The organism is Mycobacterium sp. (assembly GCF_025965855.1).
Lineage (GTDB): Bacteria > Actinomycetota > Actinomycetes > Mycobacteriales > Mycobacteriaceae > Mycobacterium.
In genome coordinates this window covers 27,347-45,620 of record NZ_JAOPWB010000318.1, presented here as the reverse complement: position 1 = coordinate 45,620, position 18,274 = coordinate 27,347, and the positions used below count along the sequence as shown (strand labels likewise).

General features: G+C 66.3%; 18 protein-coding genes. 5 read left to right on the top strand and 13 right to left on the bottom strand.

The window, feature by feature from the left end:
• Positions 1–239: 239 nt before the first annotated feature.
• Entirely contained in the window at positions 240–371 is a 132-nt protein-coding gene (locus tag JWP83_RS27315; protein ID WP_297737764.1) for a hypothetical protein, read from the top strand.
• A 146-nt stretch (positions 372–517) separates the two neighbouring features.
• Here JWP83_RS27315 and JWP83_RS27310 read toward each other — a convergent pair whose 3' ends face one another.
• Together JWP83_RS27310 and JWP83_RS27305 are read right to left on the bottom strand one after the other, a co-directional pair.
• Positions 518–1,282 carry a 3-hydroxyacyl-CoA dehydrogenase gene (locus JWP83_RS27310; protein WP_297737760.1) on the bottom strand — a complete coding sequence of 255 codons (765 nt, stop codon included), beginning with the start codon at positions 1,280–1,282 and terminating at the stop codon, positions 518–520.
• A gap of 42 nt (positions 1,283–1,324) precedes the next feature.
• The gene (locus JWP83_RS27305) at positions 1,325–2,407 is read right to left on the bottom strand and encodes a CaiB/BaiF CoA-transferase family protein (protein ID WP_297737757.1); all 1,083 of its coding nucleotides are present in this window, start codon (positions 2,405–2,407) and stop codon (positions 1,325–1,327) included.
• A gap of 117 nt (positions 2,408–2,524) precedes the next feature.
• Here JWP83_RS27305 and JWP83_RS27300 point away from each other — a divergent pair, with 117 nt between their 5' ends.
• Positions 2,525–3,337 carry an enoyl-CoA hydratase gene (locus JWP83_RS27300; protein WP_297737754.1) on the top strand — a complete coding sequence of 271 codons (813 nt, stop codon included), beginning with the start codon at positions 2,525–2,527 and terminating at the stop codon, positions 3,335–3,337.
• Positions 3,338–3,368: 31 nt separating this feature from the next.
• Here JWP83_RS27300 and JWP83_RS27295 read toward each other — a convergent pair whose 3' ends face one another.
• Positions 3,369–4,091 carry a type II CAAX endopeptidase family protein gene (locus tag JWP83_RS27295; protein ID WP_297737751.1) on the bottom strand — a complete coding sequence of 241 codons (723 nt, stop codon included), beginning with the start codon at positions 4,089–4,091 and terminating at the stop codon, positions 3,369–3,371.
• Positions 4,088–5,236, bottom strand: coding sequence for an NAD(P)H-binding protein (locus JWP83_RS27290; RefSeq protein ID WP_297737748.1), 1,149 nt, complete (start codon positions 5,234–5,236; stop codon positions 4,088–4,090). The genes JWP83_RS27295 and JWP83_RS27290 overlap by 4 nt, the downstream gene beginning before the upstream one ends.
• 53 nt (positions 5,237–5,289) lie before the next feature.
• Here JWP83_RS27290 and JWP83_RS27285 point away from each other — a divergent pair, with 53 nt between their 5' ends.
• Genes JWP83_RS27285 through JWP83_RS27275 form a run of 3 tightly spaced genes read left to right on the top strand, consistent with a single transcriptional unit; the run spans position 5,290 to position 7,906 of the window.
• Complete coding sequence (locus JWP83_RS27285; RefSeq protein WP_297737745.1) at positions 5,290–6,378, top strand: 3-oxoacyl-[acyl-carrier-protein] synthase III C-terminal domain-containing protein; 1,089 nt, start codon at positions 5,290–5,292, stop codon at positions 6,376–6,378.
• Positions 6,379–6,392: 14 nt separating this feature from the next.
• On the top strand, positions 6,393–6,893 hold the full coding sequence (locus JWP83_RS27280; RefSeq protein ID WP_297737742.1) for an isoprenylcysteine carboxyl methyltransferase family protein: 501 nt from the start codon (positions 6,393–6,395) through the stop codon (positions 6,891–6,893).
• Entirely contained in the window at positions 6,890–7,906 is a 1,017-nt protein-coding gene (locus JWP83_RS27275) for an NAD(P)/FAD-dependent oxidoreductase (protein WP_297737739.1), read from the top strand. Before JWP83_RS27280 ends, JWP83_RS27275 begins: the two co-directional genes overlap by 4 nt.
• Here the strand turns inward: JWP83_RS27275 and JWP83_RS27270 are convergent.
• The 9 genes from JWP83_RS27270 to JWP83_RS27230 form a co-directional block, all read right to left on the bottom strand.
• Positions 7,903–8,703 carry a crotonase/enoyl-CoA hydratase family protein gene (locus JWP83_RS27270; RefSeq protein ID WP_297737736.1) on the bottom strand — a complete coding sequence of 267 codons (801 nt, stop codon included), beginning with the start codon at positions 8,701–8,703 and terminating at the stop codon, positions 7,903–7,905. The genes JWP83_RS27275 and JWP83_RS27270 overlap by 4 nt on opposite strands.
• Positions 8,700–9,848, bottom strand: coding sequence for a thiolase family protein (locus JWP83_RS27265; protein ID WP_297737734.1), 1,149 nt, complete (start codon positions 9,846–9,848; stop codon positions 8,700–8,702). The genes JWP83_RS27270 and JWP83_RS27265 overlap by 4 nt, the downstream gene beginning before the upstream one ends.
• Positions 9,849–9,970: 122 nt before the next feature.
• Positions 9,971–10,672 carry a 1-acyl-sn-glycerol-3-phosphate acyltransferase gene (locus JWP83_RS27260; protein ID WP_297737728.1) on the bottom strand — a complete coding sequence of 234 codons (702 nt, stop codon included), beginning with the start codon at positions 10,670–10,672 and terminating at the stop codon, positions 9,971–9,973.
• A complete protein-coding gene (locus JWP83_RS27255; RefSeq protein ID WP_297737725.1) occupies positions 10,669–11,937 on the bottom strand; it encodes a cytochrome P450 in 1,269 nt (422 codons plus the stop codon). The genes JWP83_RS27260 and JWP83_RS27255 overlap by 4 nt, the downstream gene beginning before the upstream one ends.
• A 263-nt stretch (positions 11,938–12,200) precedes the next feature.
• Entirely contained in the window at positions 12,201–13,685 is a 1,485-nt protein-coding gene (locus tag JWP83_RS27250) for an aldehyde dehydrogenase family protein (RefSeq protein WP_297737723.1), read from the bottom strand.
• Between the two features lie 91 nt (positions 13,686–13,776).
• Positions 13,777–14,991 (bottom strand): cytochrome P450, encoded by a 1,215-nt coding sequence (locus tag JWP83_RS27245; RefSeq protein ID WP_297737719.1) that lies wholly within the window; start codon positions 14,989–14,991, stop codon positions 13,777–13,779.
• Between the two features lie 9 nt (positions 14,992–15,000).
• Positions 15,001–15,969 carry an SDR family NAD(P)-dependent oxidoreductase gene (locus JWP83_RS27240; RefSeq protein WP_297737716.1) on the bottom strand — a complete coding sequence of 323 codons (969 nt, stop codon included), beginning with the start codon at positions 15,967–15,969 and terminating at the stop codon, positions 15,001–15,003.
• Positions 15,962–17,122: a spirocyclase AveC family protein gene (locus tag JWP83_RS27235; protein ID WP_297737713.1), complete on the bottom strand. Its 1,161-nt coding sequence runs from the start codon at positions 17,120–17,122 to the stop codon at positions 15,962–15,964. The genes JWP83_RS27240 and JWP83_RS27235 overlap by 8 nt, the downstream gene beginning before the upstream one ends.
• A gap of 4 nt (positions 17,123–17,126) precedes the next feature.
• Positions 17,127–18,245, bottom strand: a complete 1,119-nt coding sequence (locus tag JWP83_RS27230; RefSeq protein ID WP_297737710.1) for an ABC transporter substrate-binding protein — start codon at positions 18,243–18,245, stop codon at positions 17,127–17,129.
• Positions 18,246–18,274: the final 29 nt, after the last annotated feature.

Here is an 18,274-nt window from a genome sequence, read left to right as displayed (position 1 = left end):
ACTATCTATTAATACGGCTGCCCGAGGCCACATGGTTCAAACCAGTTCGGGAGCGGCTCAAACCGGTGCGGCGGCACGAGTCGAGCAAGCAAAATGGCCGGCATGTCAGCCGCTCATGCCCCAATCCGGCGCATCACGACCCAGAACTACCCGCCGGAAACCTACCCGCCGGTAAATTGCCACCATTTTCCGAATCGTGACTCAAAGATTCCTTAGATGTTGCCCATACGCTCATAGTCATGTGGATCGACGACTCGAGTGCCGACGTCATCAAAGCTGACTTCGAGGCCCTCTACCACGGCGACGTGCTGGTGGAAGGCGAGACCTCCGAGCAGTTCGAAGACCAGCACCCGCTCCCGACGGCAAGCTGACCGCCCATGAGTGTGTTAGCGCGGCTACTTATGGCCGAACCCGCCATCACCCGATGGTTCCGTCGATAACCCATCGAACTTGTCTAAAACGAAAACCCCCCGCTGACCGCGGGGGGTTTTCGTTTGTCCGCCCCCGACTGTCCGCCCTAGCGGGGAGCCATGCGGATGGCGCCGTCCAGACGAATGACTTCCCCGTTGAGCATCGGGTTTTCGATGATGTGGACGGCAAGGGCGCCGTACTCGTCGGGATCACCCAGCCGGGCCGGATGCGGCACCTGCTTGCCCAGCGACTTCTGTGCCTCCTCGGGCAGCGAACCCAACAGCGGGGTCTTGAACAGGCCCGGCGCGATGGTCACCACCCGGATGAGCTCGCGCGACAGGTCGCGCGCGATCGGCAGCGTCATGCCGACCACACCGCCCTTGGACGCCGAGTAGGCGGCCTGGCCGATCTGGCCCTCGAACGCGGCGACCGAGGCGGTGTTGATGATGACGCCACGCTCCTGTTTATCTGGCGGACCGATGGCCTCCGTCTTGGCGATCCGCTCGGCGGCCAGACGCAGCACGTTGAACGTGCCGATCAGATTGACCCCGATCACCTTCTTGAACCCGTCCAGCGGGAACGGGCCGTCCTTAGACAGCGTCTTGATGGCGTTGCCGATGCCCGCACAGTTGACGTCGATGCGCAGCGGGCCCATCCCCTCCGCCGCATCCAGCGCGGCGCCGACGGCGGCCTCATCGGTGACGTCGGCCTCGACGAAGCGCGCGCGGTCACCGAGCTCGCGGACCGCCTCTTCGCCGCGGAGGTCGATCACGACCACGTGGGCACCGCGGTCGAGCAGTCGCCTGGCGGTGGCCAGGCCCAGCCCTGACGCGCCCCCGGTGACGACGGCTACGGCGTCTTTGATCTCCATGGGAGTCCTTCCCTCTCGTCCAGCCAACCAGTTGGTTGGGGACTATACCCAGTCCGTGAGGACCGCTTCGGCGTCGGTCTCCGGGTCCGCCGGGCGGGGTATGGCCGGTGCGGTGCGGGAGAACCGCGGCGCCGGCAGCGGCTGCAAGGCCCCGTTCACCTCGTAGAAGGTGTTGCGCTCGGTGATGTGCGGCTCGCTCTGCACCTCCCCGAATGCCAGCACCGGCGTCACGCAAGCATCGGAGTCGGCGAACACCTTGGCCCAGTGGTCCCGGTCGCGACTTGCGAACGTCTCGGTCAGCACCGCCCGCAGCTCGGGCCAGCGGGCGGCCTCGTTCTGCGGCGGCAGGTTGGCGGCGTCCAGGCCCAGTCCGGCCAGCATCGCCGCGTAGAACTGGGGCTCGATGGCGCCGACGGCGACGTAGCGGCCGTCGGCGCACTCGTAGGTGTCGTAGTAGGGCGCGCCGCCGTCGAGCATGTTGGTTCCGCGTACGTCGGTCCACATGCCGGAGGCGCGCATCTGCCACATCATCTGGATCAACACGCTGGACCCGTCGACCATGGCGGCGTCGACCACCTGACCCTTGCCGGAGTTCTGCCGCTCCCACAGCGCCGACAGGATGCCGACCAGCAGGAACATCGAGCCGCCGCCGAAGTCGCCGACCAGGTTCAACGGCGGCACCGGCCGCTCGTTCACCCGGCCGATGGCGTGCAGGATCCCGTTCAGCGAGATGTAGTTGATGTCGTGGCCCGCCTGCTGGCTGCGCGGGCCCCTCTGGCCCCAGCCGGTCATCCGAGCATAGATCAGCCGGTCGTTGACCTCGGCGCACTGCTCGGGGCCGAGGCCGAGGCGCTCCGTGACGCCGGGACGGTAGCCCTCGATCAACACGTCGGCTTTGGCGATGAGCTTGAGCACGAGTTCGCGTCCCTCGTCGGACTTGAGGTCGGCGGTCACGATGCGCCGGTTGCGGCTCATGGCGTCCTTGACCACACCGCCGGGACTCCGAGAGGGCCGATCGATGCGGACCACGTCCGCGCCGAGGTCCCCCAGGATCATCGCGGCATGCGGGCCGGGCCCGATGCCGGCCAACTCGACAACACGCAATCCCTGCAGCGGTCCCGCCATTGGTGCACCGACCTTTCGTCCGCTATGACGCCCCTGACGATGGGGTAGTTCGCATCTTCGCAGCCGCGCCCGGCGGCCGCGCAGCCCGGTCGCTTGGGCGGTTACTAGGGTGGGCCCATGCCGGATTCTGGAATCGACACGCTCGCGCCGGTCGCGGGTCTTGACGTCACGCTGACCGACGGCGTGCTGTCGGTGACCATCGACCGCCCCGACAGCCTGAATTCCCTGACCATTCCGGTGATCACCGGCATCGCCGACGCGATGGAACGCGCGGCCACCGACCCCGAGGTGAGGGTGGTGCGGCTCGGCGGCGCCGGCCGCGGCTTCTGCTCCGGGGCGGGCATCAGCGCCGACGACATGTCGGGCAGCGGCGGAATCCCGCCGGACGAGATCGTCCTGGAGATCAACCGGCTTGTGCGGGCCATCGCCGCCGTGCCGCACCCCGTGGTCGCCGTCGTTCAGGGGCCGGCGGCCGGCGTGGGCGTTTCCCTCGCCCTGGCCTGTGACGTCGTATTGGCTTCCGACAAAGCGTTTTTCATGCTCGCCTTCACAAAGATCGGACTGATGCCAGACGGTGGCGCGTCGGCGTTGATCGCGTCCGCGATCGGCCGGATCCGGGCGATGCAGATGGCGCTGCTGCCCGAACGGCTGCCGGCCGCCGCGGCGCTGTCCTGGGGCCTGGTCACCGCGGTCTACCCGGCGGACGACTTCGACGCCGAGGTGGACAAGGTGATCGCAAGGTTGTTGGGAGGCCCGGCGGTGGCCTTCGCCAAGACCAAGCAGGCGATCAACGCGGCCACGCTCACCGAGTTGGATCCCGCCTTGCAGCGCGAATACGAAGGGCAGTCGCGCCTGCTGGTGTCGCACGACTTCAAGGAGGGCACAACGGCTTTCCAGGAGCGCCGCACCCCCGACTTCACCGATCGCTGAGAGGCCGGCCGCCGCCGGATCGCGCGGCCAGTCAGACGCCGAACAGCGGGGGCAGTGCGAGCACCATGATCAGGCCCCACACAAGGTGGGTCAGCACCGGCGCCAGCACCCCGCCGCTGGCCCGGCGTTCCAGCGCGCAGACCGTCCCCAGGATGACCGCGGCGAATCCCAGCATCGGGTTGCCGCTGGCCATCGTGGCGCAGGTGTACAGGAGCGTCGAAATGACCACCGGGTGGTAGCGGCCCAGCGCGGTGTAGAGGGCGCCCCGGAAGAAGATCTCCTCGGCTACACCGTTGATCACGGTGATCGCCACGATCAGCAGAAACGACCCGTGATGGGCGAACAGCAGCACCCGGGTGATCAAGGCGGCGACAGCCGGGATCTCCCGTGCGATCAGCCCGCCCCCCACGAAGGCGCCGCCGAGCAGCAGGCCGACAATCGTCCCCGTGATGACGGGTCGTTGGTTGCGGCCGCGCCAACAGATGCCCCCTAGATGCAATGGACCCGAGAGGAATCCGCCGGCGATCCACACCGCCGCCAGCACCAGGGTCAGCCAGTAGAAGCTCGACTCCCCCGGGTGGCGGCGTAGCGACAAACCGAGGACCGCGGCGCCGATCAGCAGCGTGATTGCCACGACGACGCGCCGGCGTCGCACCACGCCGGGCGGTTCGTTATGGGGCACAGCCACATTGGTGATCGCACGGCGCAATTCGGAGGCGACGCCGGCGCGATACGGCGTGGTCGACTGGCTCACGCGGGACGTACCTTCGCGTTCAACGCGAACAGGATGTCGAGACCGGTGCGCAGCGCACCGGCGAGCGGGCCGGGGACGCTGTTCACCAGCCGCAGCGTGGGTCGCGCGACGGGCGGGGTGATCGCGCGGGCGAGCCGCCGGATGCGCAGGGCGTCGCCGCCGGCCCATGCGGGATCGCTGTCGGCCAGCTGATGGGGGTCGGTCAACGCGTTGACGGGCTTGGGCCGGTGGTTGGACCGGTCGGCCAACGCCAGGGCAATGGCGTCCTCGACGCCGAGCAGTCCCCCCGGCGGGTCGGGCACTCGATCGCGCAGGCCGCTGACGGACGCGACCATCGGATGGTCCAGCGACTCGACCAGGTCTGCGGCCAGGCCGGGGGGCACCGGCAGCGCGACCCCCGTGACCAGCGATGCCAGCCCCGTGTCGACCCTCCCGACGGGCAACGCGGCGTGCCACCTGCCGCCGATCCGCGCGTACGTCTTGAGCAGCTCCCGGTAGGAGGTGGTCGTGGTGCCGGAAATGTCATAGGCGCCCGGGGGCACCCGCTCAGGGTCCGCCGCGGCGACGAGATAGTGCAGGACATCGCGGATCGAGATCGGGTCGACCGGGTTGTCCATCCAGCTCGGAATCGGAATGAGTGGGAACCGGTCGCCCACGTAGCGCATCATCTCGAACGACGTCGAGCCGGCGCCGATGATCATCGCCGCGCCCAGCCACACCAATTCCGGGCCGCCCTCGACCGTCAGGGCCTCGGCCACCTCGGCCCGGCTGGTCAGGTGCTCCGACAGTGCCTCGTCGGCCGGCACGAAGCCGCCGAGGTAGACGATGCGCCGCACTCCGGCGTCCCTGGCCGCCACCGCGAGGTTGGTGGCCGCGGCCTCATCGGCGTCGCGGAAGCCGGGCTGACCGATCGCGTGCACCAGGTAATAGAGCACGTCGACCGGGCCCGCGGCGTCCATCGCTGCCCGCACCGATACCGGATCCGACGCGTCGAGTATGACGGGCACCACGTCGTGAAACCAACCTAAACTCTTGAGACGCTCCGGATTTCGGGTGGCGGTCACGACCTGATGCCCATTCGTCAGCAGCGCAGTGACCAGCCGCGATCCGACATAACCGGTGGCGCCAGCGACCAGAATCCGCATACTCCCGACACTAGCCACTGAACCGATCGGGCGTCGGCAACGTGACCCCGAGTATGGAGGATAATAGTGGGGTCAGTTCCGCTTGCGTGGGTGTCAGAACACCGATCGCGAACCCGTCGGTCGCAGCAGTTTCAGTAAAGTTCCCGCCCAACCGGTACAGCCAGGACGAAACCACCGGGGCGCTGACCGAGTTCGCCGGTCCGGAATTTCGGAAGTTCGCCCTCACCAGCGGGGTCGAATTCCGAAACTTCGCGCTGCCGGTGTCGCGATACGGCGAGCTGAGCGGCTTCACCGAGGCAAACGACGCCTTCGTCGAAATCGCCCTGGACCTGGCCGAGCAGGCGCTGCTCGCGGCGCTTGACGAGGCGAAAGTCAAGCCCTCGGAGGTCGACATCGTGTTTTCGACGACGGTCACCGGGCTCGCGGTACCCTCACTCGAGGCTCGGCTGGCCTCGCGGGTGGGCTTGCGCCAGGACGTCAAACGCGTCCCCCTGTTCGGCCTGGGCTGTGTGGCCGGCGCGGCCGGCCTAGCGCGGGTGTATGACTACCTCCGGGCATACCCCGAGCAGGTGGCGGTGCTGCTGGCGGTTGAGCTGTGCTCGCTGACCGTTCAGCGCGAAGACAGTTCGATCCCAAATCTGGTCGCTTCCAGCCTGTTTGGTGATGCCGCCGGCGTCGTCGTGGCAACGGGAGCAGACCGGGCACCGGTCGGGCCGAGGATGCTGGCCACCCGCAGCCGGACCTACCCGGACACCGAAGACGTGTTGGGCTGGAACATCGGCAGCAGCGGATTTCAGATCGTCCTGTCCGTCGAGATCTCGACCATCGTCGAGAAGTACCTGGGCGACGACATCCGAGACTTCCTCGCCGACCACGGCCTGAAGACAACCGACGTCTCTACCTGGCTGTTGCACGCGGCCGGACCGAAGGTGATCGACGCGGTCGAGAACGCGTTGGACCTGCCGGCGGATGCGTTAGACCGCACCAGAAATTCGTTGCGCGACAACGGAAACCTCTCGTCGGTTTCGGTACTTGATATACTTCACGCCACCATGGCCGACCCACCGTCGCCGGGTTCCATCGGGCTGATGATCGCGATGGGACCGGGCTTCTCCGCCGAACTCGTCCTGCTGAGCTGGTAGGGCGCGATAAAGCTATGTACTACTTGCTGATCCTGGCGGTGGCCATCGAGCGGTTGGCGGAGCTGGTGGTTTCCAGGCGCAACGCGCAATGGTCTTTTGCCCACGGCGCCAAGGAATTCGGCCAATCTCACTATCCTGTGATGGTCTTCCTGCACACCGCGCTGCTGCTGGGCTGCGTCATCGAGCCGTGGGCACTGCACCGGCCGTTCATTCCGTGGCTGGGCTGGCCGATGCTGGCCGTGGCGGCGCTGAGCCAGGTATTGCGCTGGTGGTGCATCACGACGCTGGGTCGACGGTGGAACACCCGGGTGATCGTGTTGCGGGACGCGCCGCTGGTGCGCCAGGGCCCCTACCGGTGGCTGCACCATCCCAACTATGTTGCAGTGGTGGCTGAGGGGTTCGCGCTGCCGCTGGTGCACACGGCGTGGCTCACCGCCGCGATCTTCACACTGGCCAACGCGATGCTGCTGGGAGTGCGCCTGCACGTGGAGAACTCGGCTTTGGGTTATACATGACCGGCTTCGACACCGATCTGCTGATCGTGGGCGGCGGTCCCGGAGGTCTCGCGACGGCGTTACACGCTCGCAGACAGGGACTTTCGGTCATCGTGGCCGACCCGCGAGAGGGCCCGATCGACAAGGCGTGCGGCGAGGGGCTGATGCCCGGCGGTTTGGCCGAGCTGACGTCACTCGGCGTCGACCCGGCCGGCATGCCCTTCCACGGGATCGCCTATGTGAGTGAACATCGCCGGGCCGAGGCGCGGTTTCGCGGCGGCCCCGGCAGGGGCGTGCGACGCACCACGCTGCACGCGGCGCTGGCGGCGCGGGCCAAAGAAGAAGACACCGAATGGATTCGCGCGCGCGTGACAAGCGTCCAGCAAGACGCCCACGGCGTGACGGCCGCGGGTGTGCGCGCGAAATGGCTGGTGGCGGCCGACGGACTGCATTCGCCGGTGCGGCGCGCCATCGGAATCGAAGCCACGGCCGGAACGCCGCGGCGCCACGGGGTGCGGTGGCACTTCAAGGTGCCGGTGTGGTCGGAGTTCGTCGAGGTGCACTGGTCGCGCTGGGGTGAGGCCTACGTGACGCCCGTGGAACCGGACCTGGTCGGCGTGGCGATCCTGTCCGGCGGGCGACCCGACCTGGCCTGGTTCCCGTGGCTGGCCCGGCATCTGGAGGGCGCCGACCGCGGGCAGGCCCGCGGCTGCGGCCCGCTGCGTCAGGTGGTCTCCCGCCGCGTCGCGGGACGGGTGCTGCTGGTGGGCGACGCGGCCGGATACGAGGACGCGCTGACCGGCGAGGGCATCAGCCTCGCAGTCAAACAGGCGGCCGCGGCGGTCGACGCCATCGTCAACGACACACCGTCGTCCTACGAGGCCGCGTGGCACCGGGTCACCCGCAATTACCGGCTGCTAACCCGGGCACTGGTGCTGGGCAGCGCGCCGCGCGTGGCCCGTCGCGCCATCGTGCCGGCGTGCACGCTGCTACCGGGCGTCTTCCAGCGCGCGGTGAACACCCTCGCCTACTAGCGCGCCTTCCAGACCGGCTCCCGCTTGTCGGCGAACGCCAGAGGTCCTTCCTTGGCGTCCTCGGATCGGATCAGGGAACGCATCTCACGCATGGTGCGCTCCCAACCGGGTTCGTCGCCGACGATGACGCCATCGTCAACCCCGTAGGCGACGCGCTTGCTGGCCTGCACCGACAGCGGCGCGTTGACCGTCACCCGCGCGGCCAGGGCCAGCGCGGCGTCGAGGACCTCGCCCTTGACGACCCGGTTGATCAGGCCCCATTCGAAGGCGTCGGACGCGGTGATCGGCTCGCCGGTCAACAGCAGCTCCATCGCCACCTTGCGGGGCAGCTGATCCATGATCCGGAAGACGCCGCCGGCGGCCGCAATCAATCCGCGCTTGACCTCGGGCAACCCGAATTTGGCCCGCTCGTCGGCGACCACCAGGTCGCTGGCCAGCGCGAGTTCCGTGCCGCCGCCCAGTGCGGTGCCGTTGACCGCGGCGATCGTGGGCTTGTCGATGAAGTGGTGCACGTAACCCGCGAAGCCCCACTCCCCGTGGTCGGGGTGGTACAGGTTCTCCCGGCGCGAGATCGCCTTGAGGTCTGCGCCGGCGCAAAACGACTTGTCTCCAGCGCCGGTGATCACCACCGCCCGCACGTCCGGGTCGTTTTGCGCTTGCTCCAACGCGTCGCCGACGGCGGTGCTGACGGCCCCGTTGACCGCGTTGCGGGCTTCGGGCCGGTTGATGGTAATGACCATCACGTTGCCGCGGTGCTCGACCAGCGCCCCCGGCTGGCCGTTGCCGCCGTCGGTCACAGGAGCTCGACGATCGTGGCGTTGGCCTGGCCACCGCCCTCACACATCGTCTGCAGGCCGTAGCGAATCCCCTTGTCCCGCATGTGGTAGAGCAGCGTGGTCATCAACCGCGCCCCCGAGCCGCCGAGCGGGTGGCCGAGCGCGATGGCCCCGCCGTTGGGGTTGAGCTTCTTCTCGTCGGCCCCGATGTCTTTCAGCCACGCCAGCGGAACCGGCGCGAACGCCTCGTTGACCTCGTATGCGCCGATGTCGCCGATGCTCAGCCCGGATCTCTTGAGCGCTTTCTGGGTCGCCGGAATGGGCGCGGTCAGCATGATTACCGGGTTGGCCCCGGCCAGTGTCGCGGTGTGCACCTTTGCGATCGGCTTGAGCCCCAGCGACTTTGCCTTCTCGGCCGACATGAACAGGATGGCGGCCGAACCGTCGGAGATCTGCGAGGAGTTGCCGGCGTGGATCACGCCGTCCTCCTTGAACGCCGGCTTCAGCGACGCCATCTTTTCCATCGGAGTACCGCGACGGATGCCTTCGTCCTTCAGAACGATGTTGCCCTCCTCGTCCTTGATGCCCACGATCTGGTCATCAAAGGCACCGGAATCCTGTGCGGCGGCGGCCTTTTCGTGTGACCCTAGAGAGAACTCGTCGAGCGCGAGGCGGTCCAACCCCCACTGCTCGGCGATCATCTCGGCACCGAGGCCCTGGTTGGGTATCTGGCCCTCGTAACGGTCGATGAAGGTCTGCGGATACGGTCGGCCTCCGTTGGCCAGCGATGCGCCCATCGGGGTGCGCGACATCGACTCGACGCCACCGGCGACGACGACGTCGTAGTGCCCCGCCACCACGCCGGCGGCGGCGAAATGGATGGATTGCTGACTCGACCCGCACTGGCGGTCGACGGTGACCCCGGGGACCGTCTCGGGCCAGCCGGCGGCCAGCAGGGCGGTGCGGCCGATGTCAAGGGCCTGTTCACCGGCCTGCATGACGCAGCCCCAGATGACGTCGTCGACGATTCCCGGGTCGATGCCCGCCTTGTCGGCCAGCCCATTGAGGACCTGCGCGGAGAGGTCGGCCGGATGCACGCCCGACAGACCGCCGTTGCGCTTGCCGACCGGTGAGCGGACTGCCTCGACGATGACGGCTTCAGCCATGAGTGGGTCTCCTTTGACAGATGAATTTCGGACGAAGTGCTGTTGAGTGCATTGTCAACCAACGCGTTGGGCGGTCCGGGAGCGGGGTGTCCTGGGGCCCGTTTGTCGGCTCTACCGCCTCGTCACCACTTCTGGTGCCGAACCAGAATTTTGTTCTCCACAGTGGCCGGGCGTGGCGATAATGGTTGAGTGAAGCGGCTCAACGGCATGGATGCGATGCTGCTGTACAGCGAAACCCCGAACCTGCACACGCACACGCTGAAGGTCGCAGTCGTCGACTCTGCCGAAAGCGAGTTGAGTTTCGACCTGTTCCGGCAGACGCTAGTCCGTGTAAATTGTCGCGCTCGTCTTGCACGGGCCCTCGGCGCGCTGACGTAGGTCGCGGACCCGACATACCCGGTGCGCCCGTTGAAGTCGATGACGTTTTCGGCCAGTGTCGGCCGGTACGCGTCGTAGATTCCGCCGGGGAATACCAGCACAACGCGGCCGGACCGCAGCGCGTTCGCGGCATTGCGTGTGCTGGCGTGGATCACGCCAAGGCGGGTCAACAAACCGGCCATCGGGCCAGCGAACATCCCGTCGTTACCCAGCGTGTACAGCGGCCGATCGTAGCCGAACTCGCCGTAGAACGCTGAGGCGAAGATCAGCACATCAGGCGTCAGCATGCCGCCCGAGTGGTTAGCCACCACCAGCGCACCGCCTTTTGTCGGCAACGATTCCAGCCCGCGCACCTCAAAGCGAAACCAGCGCTTCGCAATCGGAGCCGCCGCATTGACCAGTCGTTCGGTCAAGACGGGGTCCCACTCGCCGATTTCGGCGCTCACGCGATCGGGCTGAATCCTAGGTGCAGCTCGGTGAGGCCACGCATCTGCCAGGTCGGTTCGTAGGTATAGCGGCGGGCATCCGGTGGACCGTGGTGCCCATCGGCAATGGTGATGTCTGCCATCCGGTCGAGAACGCGGTTAAGCGAGATTCGTCCCTCGGCTCGAGCCAGCGGCGCGCCGGGGCAGGAGTGGTTGCCCCGCCCGAACGCGACATGTTCGCGAACATTGCGGCGGTCAATATGAAACTCGTTGGGATCGTCAAATTTACGGGCGTCCCGGTTGCTTGCGCCTGGAAGCAGCATCACCGTGCTGCCGGCCGGGACCTTGATGTCACCAATCGACGTCGATGTCCGCGCCATGCGGAAATGACACTTGACCGGGCTCTCCAGGCGTAGCGTCTCCTCGACGAAAGTCGGTATCTTGCTTCGGTCTTCGCGAAGCAACGTTTGAAGCTCTGGATGTTCGGCGATCATCCGCACGCCAAAGCTGAGCAACTTGGTGGTAGTTTCCTGGCCGGCCGCGAACAGGAAGGTGGCGAGCCGGACGACGTCGATGACCTCGGGAGTCGAGCCGTCGGGATACTTCGCCGCCGCCAGCTCCGTCAGCACGTCCTGACGTCGCTCACGCCGGCGTTCGGTGATGTGGGTGGTGAACTTTTCCTCGAGGTACTCCAGCGGATTGTGCGCACGCGTCACCGAATCGTCCTCGATCCCTCCAACGACCTTGCCGGAAAAAACCGACCGAAACTCCTCGTGGTCTTCTGGGGGAACTCCCAGCAGATCGGCGATCACCAATCCGGAGAAGGGTCTCGCGTACTCATCCAGGAACTCACACGTTCCTCGGGAGACGAATTCGTCAAGCTGCTCATCGGCGAGCCGCCACATGAAAGCTTCATTTTCCTTGAGCCGCTTGGGAGTCAGTAGGCGGCTGAGCAGCCCGCGCGTCCGAGTGTGGTCCGGGGGATCTTGGGTGACGATGTGTTCGCTCATCGGGATCTGCGCGCGATGCTGCGCGATCAACTCGCCGATATCGTCGCCCACGGGCTCGAAGGGCAGGCCCGAAAAGGGGCCGGCAACCGAGACACATGAGGAGAAGGCCGGATCCTTATACACCGCGAGAGCTTCTTGGTGCCCCGTTATCGTCATGACGCCCTGGTCGGATTGCGACATCACCGGGCAACGCTCGCGCAGGTGGTCGAAATAGGGGTATGGATCGGGGATCAGGGAAGGGTCGGTGAAAAAATCGACCGATTCGAAATCACTCAACAGAGCTCCTAGGCATCCAGGTAACCGCCCCCATGCACGTCGACCTGGGCGACGTAAAGTTATATTCGTAATCTAGGGCTGAACAAATATTAGGTCAAGTCTATCTTCGCGTCAGCTGGACAACCACTGACACAGCGTTGTCAACCCCGGCCCATCGAGCAGGTTTAGTGGCGCGGTGCGGCCGCTGACCGCCATCATCAATGGTCGCGATCGCGCCCAAACCACAGGCCCCACAGCAATCGCGGCGCTTTTAGCAGAGCCGGTTAGCCAGCCGGATACCCGACGGATTTGATTTCGGTGTACTGGTCGAACCCGGCCACACCGTTCTGCCGGCCCACCCCGCTGTACTTGTAGCCGCCGAACGGTGTGTCGGCGCCGTAGGGGGCGCCGCCGTTGACGCCCATGAACCCGGCCCGGATCCGGCGGGCCACCGCCAACGAGTGCTCCAGGGAGCCCGACATGACGTTGCCCGCCAATCCGTACCTGCTGTCGTTGGCGATCCGGATCGCGTCCTCTTCGTCGTCGAACGGGATGACGGACAGCACCGGGCCGAAGATCTCCTCCTGCGCGATCGTCATGGAGTTGTCGACATCGGTGAAAAGCGTTGGCCGAACGAAGAATCCCTTGTCGAATCCGGTGGGCGCATCCGGGCCGCCGACCAGCGCCGTGGCGCCCTCCTCGACGCCCTTCCTGATGTAGCCCATCACGCGGTCGCGCTGCAGCTCCGAGATCACCGGCCCGCACAGGGTTCCGGGATCCTGCGGGTCACCGCACGTGACGTTCTCGTAGATGCTCTTGAGGATCGCCACTCCCTCGTCATAGCGGGACCGCGGCAACAGCATGCGGGTGGGGTTGGCGCAGCCCTGCCCGGCGTGCATGCACGGCGCGATGCCGATCGCGCAGGCCATCCCGAAGTCGGCATCCTCCAAGACGATGGTGGCCGACTTACCGCCGAGCTCCAGGAACAGCCGCTTCATGGTCGCGGCACCTTTTTCCATGATCCGCTGGCCGACCACGGTCGAACCGGTGAACGAGATGAGGTCGACCTTCGCCGACAGCGTGAGTTCCTCGCCGACGAAGTGATCCGACGCCGTCACGACGTTGACGACGCCCGCGGGAATGTCCGTCTTCTCGGCGATCAGCCTGCCGAGTCGGGTCGCATTGAACGGCGTGTTGGGCGCCGGCTTCAGCACCACGGTGTTGCCGGTGCCCAGCGCCTGGCCCAGCTTGTTGAGGGTGACCTCGAACGGGAAATTCCACGGCACGATCGCGCCGACCACGCCCACCGGTTCCCGCCAGACCTTGCGGGTGGTCAGCGTTCCGGTCAGGCTGATCACCTTGTCACCGAGGTCGGTTTCCCAGGCGTACTCGTCGATCAACCGGGCGGGATACTTCAACCCGTCTTCGAGTGGGGCGTCCAACTGGGGGCCGAAGGTGATGGCCCGTGGTGAGCCGACCTCGAGGATGAGCTCCTCGCGCAGCTCTTCCTTCTCCGATTCGATCGCCTCGTGCAGCTGCAACAGGCAGCGCTGGCGCAACTTGTGGTTGGTCGACCAATCGGTCTCGTCGAAGGCACGGCGCGCGGCGTCGATGGCCCGCTGCATGTCTTCCTTCGACGCGTCCGCGACCTCACCGAGCGGCTCCTCGGTCGCGGGATTGATGTTGGTGAAGGTGCCGGCCCGGCCCTCGACGAGCTTGCCGTCGATCATCATCTTGGGCTCGAAGCGGACCTTTACAGCCTCAGTCATGTTTGTCACTCTCTTCTGAGTCGTTGAGGGGCTACAGAGAGCCTTACTGGAAAGTAGCCGATTGGCAATATCCAACCTTTGGGAGGGCTGGCTATCGCGGATCGAACAGCACCGGTAGTGAGGTCGGTGACCGGAATACCTGCCCACGGATGTGCGGGTCGTCCCCCTCGGGGTCCAGCCGAAGGTTCGGCAGCCGGTCGAGAAGAAGGTTGACGGCGGTGCGCATCTCCAGCCGCGCCAGGTGCATGCCGAGGCAGACGTGCACGCCGTGGCCCCAGCCGAGGTGTGCCCTGGGTGAGCGGAAGATGTCGAATGTATCCGGATCGGGGTAGCGGTCTTCCTGCCGGTTGGCGGCTCCCAGCATCGGCATCACCGTCGAGCCGGCCGGTATCGGCACCCCGCCGAGTTCGGTGTCACGGGTGGCCATCCGGGTGATGGTCAGCAGGGGTGGTTCCCACCGCACACTCTCCTCGATGGCCTGCGGCAGCAGCGACCGGTCCGCGCGGATGGCATCGAGCTGCTCGGGATCCGACACAAGCGCGAAGAGCAGGCTGCCCAGCGCCCGGTACGTCGTCTCCACTCCGGCGGGCAGCAGCAGCCGCAAGAACGAGTAGATCTCCTCGTCCTCGAGCTTCTCGCCGTCGATTTCGGCCTGGGCCAGCGCGCTGATCAGGTCGTCCCTCGGTTCGGCGCGGCGGGCCCGCAGGATCGGCGCGAAGTAGTCACACAACGCGGCCGACGCCGCGAGGCCGCGTTCTGGGTTCAGGATCCAGCTCAGCAACGATATGGACCAGCGCTGGAACTGTGGGTAGTCCCTCTCCGGCAGCCCCAGCAGGCCGGCGATGATCTGACTGGGGTAGTCGAAGGTGAACTCCTTGACCAGGTCGGCCTTGCCGTTGGTCGCGAACTTGTCGATCAAACCATTGGCCACCCGCCCCACCAGCTCGTCTTCCCAACGCGCCAACGCCTTCTGCGAGAACGCCTTTGACACCAGTGAGCGCAGCCGGCCGTGCACCGGTTCGTCCATGCCGAGCATCACACCTTCCCCCAGCACCGGGCCGAACGCCGCGATGACGGCCGCTGACGAGAACGTCTCGTTGTCGCGCAGCATCTGCTGGGCTTCCTCGTGGCGGTAAACGATGAAGACCGGCTTGGATTCCTCATGGGGCATCCCGGAGGTGTCCAGGCGCTGAATGGGCTCCTCGCGTCGCAGGCGCGCCAATTCCGTGTAGGGGTCGCGAACGTCGCCGGAGACCGCGTCGTCGAAGGCGCCGAAGTCTTCCAGGTCGTCAAAAAGCTGTTCCATCAATGCTCCTTAAGATCCTTGACGTCTTGCGGCTAAGCGCTGTAGCACCGGCTGCGGAAGTATGCGCGCGGCAAGCACCGCTCGTTGGGCCGCCGTCAATGGCCACGCCCCGCCGCGCATCGAACCCTGTCTGGGTATGCCCAGCACGATCCGGGACACGTGGTGCATGGCGGAAGCCGGAAGGATCCTGTTGGCAGCCAGCAGCATCGAGGCATCCGGGCCGACCGCGCGGCGGCGGAACGGTCTCCGGTCACCGAGTGCCTTGAGTAGGCCGTCGGTGAACCGCTCGGGTGGCCTGGCGAACCTGATCGCGAACCGACCGCGGGTGTTCATGGTGTTGTGCAACCGGGCGTAGGGGCCGTCGAAATTGCGCTCATCGGTGGTGCCCGCGTCGGTGATGATCTCGGTGTCGTACATGCCGGCCACCACGACGGTGACCCCGAGACCGAAGGGCGCGATCTCGCAAGCCATCGACTCACCCCAGCGCTCCAACGCCCCCTTGGCCGCGGCGTAGGGTGCGGTGCCCGGCTGACCGCGGACCCCGGCCGCGCTGGATACCAGCACGATGCGCCCCGCGCCGGCCGCCCGCATCGACGGCAGCAGAGCCTGGGTGAGCGCGACGGGGCCCAGCACGCTGGTGGCGAACATCCTCTGCCACAGCGTCATATCACCCTCCTCCACCATTCCGGCGGCGGAGATCCCGGCGTTGTGCACCAGCGCGTAGGGTGCGCCGACGGCTTCCTCGATGGCTTTGGCCGCCGCTGCGATCGACGCGGTATCCGTTAGATCGAGCTGCACACCGATCAGCCGGTCGTCGTCCTCCCGAGCTCCTGTTGCCTTGCGCAGCAGGGCCATCCCTCGGTCGGGTGTCCGCATGGCCGCGACCACGCGCCACCCCTCGCGGTACAGGCGCACGGTCGATGCGAACCCCAGCCCGCGAGACGCACCGGTGATGACGACTGTGCGTGGCTCAACCATTCTTGCTCGGTGAAGATGAAGTCGCGCATGCGCCTTGACCCGGCGGCGGGTCGACATGGGGCCGCCCGTTTGGCTCGCCGCTCGCCCATGTCGACCAGATGCCGACCGAGTACGGGCCCTGGGCGCCCGCTTTCTCGTAAAACCCTTGTGGATCATAGACTTTGGCCTCAGGGTAAGGCCATGGGCAGGCGACGGAGGTCGCCGCATGACTGGCTTTGATGGCCCAGAACCATGCTCCGTAAGCAAAGTACGACACGTTGATGATGACAAACATCACGAGGAAGGTGCCGAGCACCGGGCGGGTGGGGAAGATCTTCGCTTTCGCGGCCAGCTTCTCGGCCACCGACTTTCCGGTGTCGTCGCGATAGCAGAGGATAGCCGCGGGCACCATCACGAACGTCACCGAGAACGACTCCCAGATCAGCGGGAATTGGAATGGCGTGCCGGTGAATACCGAGCCCCACGGAATCACCTGGGAGTAGATGTACATGCCCCAGTGGATGAGGGTGTTCTCCAGAAACGCATCCATGACGAAGCCGATCGCCATCGTCACCAGGCCCAGGCAGACCAACGGGTGCCGCGACACGAAAGCCTCGGGTCCATATTTGGCCTGCAGTTTGCGCAGGATCCAAACCGCCGGGAAGTAGGGGCCGAAATAGAACATCACGTAGCCGAACACCACGAACGGTTCCACGGTCGGTGACAACGACACCAACGGCCAAGACTCCGGCCAGTGGACGAGATCGGGGTTGTAGACCGCGAACGGCGACCAGTTCATGATCGGGTCCTGCCACACGATCAACGAGGTGCACAGGAACATCAACATCACCGGGCTGCCCGGATTCCGTCGCCAGCCTCTGATAAAGACCAGCAACAACACGATGAGCGCCACCACAGTGGCACCATCCAGGAACCCGATGTAGTCCAGCCCGAAGGCGAACCCGACGGGCCGTGGCCGGCCTTGCACGTTCGGGTTGGCGACGCGCGGGTCGAGGGCGACGCGGCAGTTCGCGATGAAGAAGAGCGCGAACGCCGTCAGGGCGGCGCCGGCGACCCAACCCCCCCAGCCGCGCCTTTCGCGTCGCCGCGGGGCTGCCGGCTTCTCGTCCGCGGCAAGCGATGTGGACAGTTCCTTGGAGACCGAGTCCGTCATGGAGTCAGCCTTCCTCTCCGAAGCGATCGACCAAGTGCGAGTTGGTGCCGTCGGCGTCGAGGGTCCGCGCCACCAGATAGCCGGCGCCCATCCAGGCCCGCCGCGTCCACTTGCCGAACGACACCCGGGTGCCGGGCGCGCCCGCGGCGGCGGGCATCATCTTCACCCGCTCCAGCGCCTCTTTGACCCCACGCGGGCTGAGGGGATGCGCGTCGGTGAAGGCGCGCACGAGTGTGGCGGCGACGTCGCGGTTGACCACGGGCACGCAATACTCGGGGCGTCTGCCATCGTATTTCGTGGCGTACCGGTCGAGGAAGTCCTGGCCGAGCCGGTTCTCCTCGTCGTACTGGTCGACCCCGATCCAGCCCATGAACGCGTTCCACATGATCGGGTTCACCCAGGCGTTCTGGAACGCCGTGGTCGTGAACCGCGGCGGGTCCCAATCGACGGCCTGCAAGGCGGGGTTGATGAACACGATCCCGAAGCCGAAGCCCAGATGCACGATCGCTTCCGCCTTCGCGTCGTGAAGGGTGCGCACGGCTTCATTGATGTCCTGAGCGGTCTGGGCGATCGCCGCCTCCGCAACGATGCGAATGCCCTTGCGCCGGCACGCGCTTCGCAGATTTTTCAGGTAGCTCTCGCCGATCAGATTCTGCTCGACGAGGACCCCGACCTCGGAGAGCCCGCGTTTGGCGAGGAGGTCCGCGATGAAGATCGGCTCGTCGGTCATCGAACCCTGGGGGAAGGAGAACGTCCATTCGCCCAACCAGTCGTCGGTGCCGGTGACGCTGATCGCGGGAACCCTGAACCGCTCTTCGATCGCTTCGCGGGTGGGCACGCAGTTGTCGGTGATGTGTGGTCCGAACACCACCAGAGCGCCTTCGTCGACGAGCTCACCAAATGCATCGATCACGGCCTTGACCGATCCCTTGGGCAACCCCTCCACTTCGCGGTAGATCATCTGGACAGGCCGGTCCATCAACCCGAGCTCGACGGCCTCCTCGAATATGAGGTCGAAGCACCGCGTGAAGTCGGCCAGCATCTCTTCGGGAAATCCCGGTGGCAGCGTGAAGTCCATGAGGTAGCCGACCTTGATCGGTTCTGCGCTGCTTTCGTAGGACATCTGACCTCCCGGGCGACCAACTCACGGGC